Annotated in this window: 5 protein-coding genes; 3 read left to right on the forward strand and 2 right to left on the reverse strand. The window is 54.4% G+C overall.

The annotated features are described in order from the left end of the window. Positions 1–10: 10 nt before the first annotated feature. Positions 11–121 (forward strand): hypothetical protein, encoded by a 111-nt coding sequence (locus tag RMSM_RS40140; protein WP_008703453.1) that lies wholly within the window; start codon positions 11–13, stop codon positions 119–121. A gap of 718 nt (positions 122–839) precedes the next feature. On the opposite strand, the gene RMSM_RS25540 is transcribed toward RMSM_RS40140, so the two are convergent. Then, positions 840–2516, reverse strand: coding sequence for an exo-alpha-sialidase (locus RMSM_RS25540; protein ID WP_160168374.1), 1677 nt, complete (start codon positions 2514–2516; stop codon positions 840–842). 1032 nt (positions 2517–3548) lie between these two features. On the opposite strand from RMSM_RS25540, the gene RMSM_RS25545 reads away from it, so the two are divergent. Next, on the forward strand, positions 3549–4379 hold the full coding sequence (locus RMSM_RS25545; protein ID WP_160168375.1) for a DUF4886 domain-containing protein: 831 nt from the start codon (positions 3549–3551) through the stop codon (positions 4377–4379). Positions 4380–4523: 144 nt separating this feature from the next. On the opposite strand, the gene RMSM_RS25550 is transcribed toward RMSM_RS25545, so the two are convergent. Next, the gene (locus tag RMSM_RS25550) at positions 4524–4946 is read right to left on the reverse strand and encodes a PGPGW domain-containing protein (RefSeq protein WP_063870263.1); all 423 of its coding nucleotides are present in this window, start codon (positions 4944–4946) and stop codon (positions 4524–4526) included. Positions 4947–5119: 173 nt separating this feature from the next. Between RMSM_RS25550 and cls the strand changes: the two genes are divergently transcribed. Then, a complete protein-coding gene (gene cls / locus RMSM_RS25555) occupies positions 5120–6715 on the forward strand; it encodes a cardiolipin synthase (RefSeq protein ID WP_008703461.1) in 1596 nt (531 codons plus the stop codon). Positions 6716–7362 lie beyond the last annotated feature (647 nt).

Here is a 7362-nt window from a genome sequence, read left to right on the forward strand (position 1 = left end):
AAGCTACCGAGTGACGGGCAATTCGGTGCCAATGGGCGAAGCCGCCGGGCGAGCGGCAGCCGTGTCCATCAAGAAGAAGGTGATGCCGCATGAATTGCAGTGGAGTGAGATCAAGGGGTGACCGCCGAGTCGGTTTTTTTGACTCTGTTAACGAAAAACCGCAGGCCGTTTCCACAGCGGTGGTAGGACGTTAATGCTTGACCGGCTGTTGTTTTAGTCGTTTAACCGTCAGCCGAAAGGCGTACTCGGATCTGTTAGCGTGCGCCCAATGCCATCTACTTTGGCAACCACTGGAGATGCTCAAGTAGTGGGATTCGCCAGAATTCCCATCTTTGCTGTTGAAACACCAGGAACTCTGGCGAGTCCCACTACCAAAGTAGATGGCATTGGGCTCGCGCCGTGCCGCTACCAAATTAGATGGCATTGATCGTACGCGTATCGGCTGACGGTTAAACGAAGCATTCGAAAGTCGGACTAGATCAAATCGCAACGATGAGCCGTGGGCCGCAACGCACCCTCTTAGCTCGCTGTACCCGGCCGCTGACGAGAACGTCCGGCTCAGGGGCAGAGGCCGATACATCCTCTGCCGTGGCCGTAAGGCCACGGGACGTAGTGAATGAGCTGCCAAGGCCGGAGGCCGACACAATGACTGTGTAAATGTGTCGGCCTCCGGCCTTGGATTTGCTGCATTCCAAACCGGTGGTTAACACCACCGGCATGAATTGTACCGGCCTCCGGCCTTAAAAAAAGAACGAATGCGAGTTGTTAGAGTCACTCTAAGCCGGACGTTCTCTGACGCGTCGCGGCTCAATAGATCAACAAACCGCTGCGGCCTTGCGCTACGGGGCGGTTAGGCTTTTGATCGGGATCACGGCTAATTCGGCACTGTTGTTGTTCCACAACTCGCGGCCGCTTCCGACACGGCCGACACCGCCACCGCTGTTCGAATAGCCGACGTACAAATTTCCCGCGTGCTCAATCGCGTAGGGGTACGACAGCTTTGCCTTGGGGTGTGATTCGCCTGGGCCGTCGCTGAATACGGCGTGGCGAATCACAAAGACTTTGCTGAACAATGTCTCATTCGGACGTGTAACCGCGATCGTCAGCGGTGAGCGGCGTCCTCCGTTGTTGGCCGCCGTAGTTCCGACAAGGTAATGTTGCCCCGTGCTCAGCGTGCCGGTGTACGGTTTGCTCGTCGCCATCGGCAGATTCGACGGTCGCGACGCGGTCCAAGTGCGGCCGTAATCGTCGCTAGTGGCACGTAGCGCGGTGGCTTCGGCACCAAAACGAGACAAATTAACAACCGTCGCGCCGTCAACGAACACCGTCGCTTCGCCCCACATGTTTCCGATTTCTTCACCTTGGGGAATCACGATTAGATCCCAGTCGGTAAAGTCATCGCCGTGGCTGATCGCGACGGCTGCGGGATTGCCATTTCCCACGCGCAGCCCGCTCATGATCCAATTACCATCGTTCATTCGAATGGGTTGCTGCATCGGCCAAAAACCACCTTCGATCACGGTTCCTTTGGGCGTCCATGTTCCGGTCGTCTGGTCAAGCAAATAAGCTCGCGTGTGGACGTTTTGCATGGTGCCAGAATACGCACCGTGGAACGCCCAAAACTTGCCGCCGTGCGAATGGAACACACCGTGGCTAACGCCGATCCCAGGTTCGTCCCCGGAATCCATCGTGGTCACTTCGCTCCAGGTTTGACCGTCGTCATCGCTGTGACAGACACGTGCTTGTTCGGTATCGGTATTCTCGCCACCTTGATTATGCCCGAACGAGGCGTACAGACGTCCCTGATGAAACCCCAATGCGACACCGTGCAGGAACCGATACCCATCTTTGGAAAACTCGTAGGGTTTGATCACACCAAATCGAACGCCTGTGATTTGCGGAAGTTCGGCGGCGGTTGGCAACGTGCTGGTTTCATCCCACAGGGAAACGGGTTTAGCCGGCGCAGGGACGTCATGCGTTGCCGTGACGGGGTGATACAAGTCCTTCATTTCCGCAGACGTTAATTCTCGATCGAACCACGTTGCCTGATCCAATGCCCCTCGAAAATTTTGGCGGATATGACCATCGTCATTCACACCGGCAAAGGTAAGCATTGTCGAAGTGGGCCGCAGCGGTTGTTTCAGCGGCACGCTTCCGGCAATTTCGCCGTTCACCCACAGCTCAGCGGCGTCCGATCGTAACTGAACCGCGACCAAGTGCCAATGACCAGGCTCGGGGGCTTTGTCGCAGTCCACTGTGACCCATTTGCCTTGCCAGACGTACAGACGGAATCGTTTGTCTTTGTCGATCATCCACCCCCAATTCCGTTGGTCTAACGAGTATTGATGCCTTGCGGCAATCATCTGCTGGGTTTTGCCGATCTTGTAAGGATTGACCCAGATTGCAAGCGTGAATGGTTGGTTACCCGTGATGCGTTGGGCGGAATCTTTCACTGTCAGCAACGACCGACCGTCAAAAACGAGTGATCGGTCCTGCACGCCGTCTGCAGTTTTCACTTGACCATGGACGTGAAATTCACTTGATTCGTCGAAAGACCAAGCAAACTCCGGGACTGGCCGCGCTTCGGAGTCAGCCCCGAAAGTCAATAGAGTCCAGGTGAAAACAAAAAAGACCGTTAGATGGATACGTGCGTACATGAAAAGAAAGAATAAAGGTGGGAGAGTGGGGGAGTGGGATGTGCAAATGTACCATGATTTGCGGGGGTTTGTTGTATCACTGGTTTAGACGTCAACAAGGTATGTGGAAGCCTCGTTGCGGACAACGCACTAAGCAGGTAGGCAGGAGTCTTTCGGTATGTTAGCCGTTTTGTCGCTGGCAGGATGTTCATTCAGTCGTACGATGGACTTCCTAGTCCGTCGAATACACCAATGACGGGCGAGGTAGTCCATCTGCCAACCCTTGCCATAGGGAACTTCACTAAATCAACTGCTCCCAAGCACAACCGGGGCTCGCGCCCAAGCGAAACGCTGTGAAAGCATTTTTTCGTAGCGAAACTCGCAGAGAGTTTCGGTTTTACTGGGGTGGCCGAAAGTCTCTGCGACTTTCGCTACAGTTAATTCGCGTTTTCCTTATAGGGAAAAATGCTTCACAGCGTTGGCCCAAGCGGCTAACGGGAATTCACCAATCATTTCTATCTACTTGCTTAGGTGCAACGGAGACGAAACTCGTGGCCGCTTGTTAATTTTTTGAGCCGCGACAAGTCGGCGTGGAATGCCCAGATGCCTTATAGCTCACGGCCCACCGTTGCGATTCGAATTTGGATTAAACGAACAAGCCGTTGGCGAGTTTCGCTACGCGGTGCGAGAGGCAGTCACAGGCCGTCGATCTTTGCTAGACTTAAGACGTTCGTTGCTAGCTCCCTCCCTCACCTAACTCGCCATCGTCTCACCATGATTCATCGACTTTCACAAAACGGTTTACGCTTCGTCATTTCCGCCTTGCTTCTTTGGCTGGTCGCACCCACCTCATCCGCAACGGAACCTGACTCGACAAAATCACGTCCGCAAAATTCCAAACGGACAATCCGGGTGTTGACGATTGGTAACAGCTTTGCCCAGAACGCATGTCGATATCTTCACGAGATTGCACAATCCGAAGGATCGGTGGACCTCGTGATTGGCACAGCCAACATCGGGGGTTGCACGTTAGAGAAACACGCCACGCTGGCGATTCAGTCCGCGACCGATGACGGCGTGCAACCGTATCGCGATGCGGCTAGCGGCAGAAAGCTGAGTTTGCAGGACTACCTAGAACTGCAGCCCTGGGACTTTGTCACCGTCCAGCAGATGAGTGCACTGAGCTACAAAGCCGAGACCTACCATCCGCACATCGATCAATTGGCCTCGCTGGTCGAGGAATTGGCACCGGCCGCGGAGTTGTTGATCCACCAAACGTGGGCCTACCGCCAAGACTCTCCGCTATTGGCAAGAGACAACCTGAGTCAGCAACAGATGTACGAGCGATTGCGACACGCCTACGACGAGAACGCAAAACGATTCGACGCCCGCATCATGCCAGTGGGCACCGCGTTTCAACTTGCTCGTTCCACGGCGGGACGCGCGGTGGTGGCTCCTGATCCCAGCTTTGACTACAAGAACGCCACGTATCCGAACCTACCCAATCAAGACCATTCGTTAGTGATCGGATGGTATTGGCAAAACAAAGGTGACAATCCGCGTTTGGCGTTGGATTTTAAACACGGCAACACCCACGGTTGTTTCTTGGCGGGTTTAGTCTGGTTCGAGTCGTTGACGGGAATCGCCGCCACAAGTACGTCATTTGTCCCCAAAGGGATAAGCGACGAGGATGCTAAGTTCTACCGCCAAATCGCACACGCAGCGTGTGCCTCCGGTCACTGAACGCTCGCTAGTTCTACGAGCCAAATGCGTCGTCCTTGGACTCCTGGTGCTTTGGGAACTTCTGGCTGGGTTGGTCGACTTTCCACCTAGTTGGATTGCCTTTGACCAAGCTGTGTGATGGTTATCGCCTCCGCGCTTTCCTACCTATGGCAAGTGTACTTTGAATTCTGCCTTCCCACCCTGTCGCCGGATCCAATTGAGCGGCTTCAGAATGATGGGTCTGGACACTAACGATTGCTGCAATCGATATTTCCCGGGGAAATCGAGCAGCGACAAACCGATTACGATGGTCAATAGTCCTTGCCCCGGCAGTACTAACATTGCGATTCCCATCGTCAGAAATGTCGCACCGGCGACATTCTTTAAGATCAGCCATAGGCAGTGAAAGTAGATTGAAGCTCTCGTTTGTGGGCGGATCATGATACGGCGGCGGTGATTGAAATAGTCGCTGGGGAGCCGCAAAATCAGCCAAGGCACCGCGATTAGAGAAGCCGCGAAGACGATCGCGGACACCGTCGCCACCCACCAGAACATCGGTTCGGTGATCATTCCGTTTAGGTGTAGCATCGTGTTTCGTTTACCTTGTTCCCTTGTTTTCCAACGTCAATGAGTTGCAATTTTTGTTCCATCATCAGCCATGACATTGAGGATGACACTGCGTTGGCATGAAAGCTGCATTTTGACCCCCGTCGCAGTGAAACCGACCTCCGCTGACGCTTCCTACACAAGCTGCTTTACTGATGAACACCCCTGCCGCGTCTGGTTCCAAGCGGCGTCTTTTACCCGCGCGAATTTTTGAATGGATCGATCACAAACGTGATTCGATCTCTCGTAGCCTTTGGCGGCCGATCCGGCTGCTGTATTTGCGTCATGAACGGTCCCGCCGCGTCGTGGCCTGGATGCGGATGCATCGCCGCAGCATCACCGGTTCGATCCTGCTGTTGGCACACACATTGGGCTTCATCTCGTCGATCAACGTGCTCAGTGAACCACGGACACCGCAAGGCGCCATAGCGTGGATCGTCACGCTCAATACGTTCCCGTATGTTGCGGTCCCCGCCTACTGGGCGATCGGTGAAACGGACTACGGCAAACAAGCGATCGCGTACCGCGCCCGTCAATCCGAAGGGGCTCCGATTTTGCACCGATTGAACCGCGATTTGGTCGAGTCCGGTTTGGCGTTGGCTCCGGAAAACGAAACGCAACGTCTACTCAGCAAGCTGGTGCATTTTCCAGTCACCGAAGGAAACGCGGCAACCCTTTTGATCGATGGCAAGCAGACGTTCGCTTCGATTTTTGAATCGATTGAGCAAGCGAACTCGTACGTGTTGGTTGAATTCTATATCCTTCGGGATGACGAGCTTGGCAACCGGTTGGCGGATTTATTGTTAAAAAAAGCCCGGCAAGGCGTGCAAGTGAAATTGCTGTATGACGAGTATGGCAGCCGCGACATGTCCGGCGGTTACATTGACCGCCTGCGATCAGGCGGGATACAAATTCACGGCTTCAATCCGCCACTGGCTGACGGATCGACGACGCGTCTGAATTTCCGAAATCACCGCAAACTTGTCGTCGTCGATGGACGCGAGGCATTTGTCGGCGGCCACAATATCGGCGACGAATACCTCGCCGACAACGAAGAGCTTGGCGTGTATCGTGACACGCATGTGCGTTTCGAAGGTCCGATGGTGCAGTGTGCGCAAATTGTCTTTGCCGAAGGTTGGCATGCGGTGACTGGCGAACTGCTAAGCGAATTGCAATGGACGCCGACCGAGTCCGAAAATGGCGAGGTCAAGGGGCTTTGTCTTCCTAGTGGGCCAGCAGACGCGTTTGAAACCGCGTCGATGTTCTTTTTGCAAGTCATCAATCGAGCTGAAAAAAGAGTATGGATCGCAAGTCCTTATTTTGTCCCCGATCAACAGATGGCCACGGCGCTACAGTTAGCGGCGCTGCGAGGTGTCGACGTTCGCGTGATCATTCCCGAAGTCTCTGATGCCCGCATGGTCTGGCTGTCCTCGTTTTCGTATCTGCCCGAGATGGAAGCGGCGGGCGTGAAGATGTTTCGTTATCAGGATCGCTTCATGCACCAAAAAGTGATTTTGGTGGATGATGAGATTGCTTCGATCGGTACCGCGAATTTTGACAACCGCTCATTTCGGCTGAACTTCGAATTGATGATGGTGTTCTTCGATTCGACCTTTGCGGGCAAGGTAGCAGAGATGCTCGAGCAAGACTTGCGTGATTCAGTACCGGCACCAGGCAGCGAATTGACCGACTCGGCTTATCCGTTCCAATTGCTCGTGCGCGGTTCGCGACTGCTTGCGCCGATCCAGTAATCATCCAAGCCAGAGGCTTTCGTCTAGTGAGCCGTGGGCCGTAAGGCACCGGGTAACCTGCGTAGGACCCGGCCGCTAACAAGAGCGTCCGGCTTAGGCCAGAGGGCGACACACTGAATGAGTAAACGTGTCGGCCTTCGGCCTTTAGATTTTCAGTACTCCAAACCGGTGGTTAACACCACCGGCATGGATTGTATCGGCCTCCGGCCTGAAAAAAACGAACGAATGCGAGTTGTTAGAGTCACCCTAACCCGGCCGCTCACGCGCCACGGCTCACTAAATCAACAATCCCGCGCGTTTCGATGGCACGCGCCGTGGTGAGCCGTGGGCTGCATTCGTTGATGCAAAGATTCCCTGGTGATTTGTGGCAGCGAAACTCGCAAAAATCAAAATTTGGTCGCTGGAAGCGATGGAATCACCAAACCGTGCTCTCTTGTTCCACTATCATCTGAGCGTATCGCGTGGATTGGGACGCGTCCTATTCGCTGCCCACCTGCCCAACTTCCCACCTCCACTGAAATGCGAACCCAAAGCATATGTCCCCTTTTGTCGCTGAGTTTATCGGCACCATGATGCTGATCCTGTTTGGTAACGGCGTGGTTGCCAATGTTGTGCTGGCACGTACCAAAGGAAACGATTCCGGATGG

It is taken from the genome of Rhodopirellula maiorica SM1 (assembly GCF_000346295.1).
Classification (GTDB): domain Bacteria; phylum Planctomycetota; class Planctomycetia; order Pirellulales; family Pirellulaceae; genus Novipirellula; species Novipirellula maiorica.